This is a genomic window from Pseudomonas sp. 2822-17 (genome assembly GCF_002742485.1).
GTDB lineage: Bacteria > Pseudomonadota > Gammaproteobacteria > Pseudomonadales > Pseudomonadaceae > Aquipseudomonas > Aquipseudomonas cyclaminis.
In genome coordinates this window covers 1-250 of the sequence record NZ_LJRZ01000741.1, presented here as the reverse complement: position 1 = coordinate 250, position 250 = coordinate 1, and the positions used below count along the sequence as shown (strand labels likewise).

1 protein-coding gene is annotated in these 250 nt (G+C 36.0%); it reads left to right on the top strand.

The features are described 5' to 3' along the window. Positions 1-250: nitroreductase family protein (locus tag AOA60_RS26380; RefSeq protein ID WP_218240868.1), on the top strand; the 250-nt coding region annotated here is incomplete at both ends.

The following is a 250-nucleotide window of genomic DNA, read 5'->3' as shown; positions in this document are numbered from 1 at the left end:
CAGATAAGGGGATCAAATTAGGAACCTATGGATTTATAAAAATTCCAAGGGCGAATTTGGTTGGAGGTACGGAAAATAATAAATATTCTCTTGTGGAGTTCGGTTTTGTATTTCATAAAGAAGTCTTATATTTAACGGAGTTGGAAATTGGTACATGCTGGATGGGGGGAACATTTAATCGGAAGTCTTTCGAAAAGGAAATTAACCAAAAACAAGGTCAATTTATTCCTTGTGCTACACCCCTTGGATA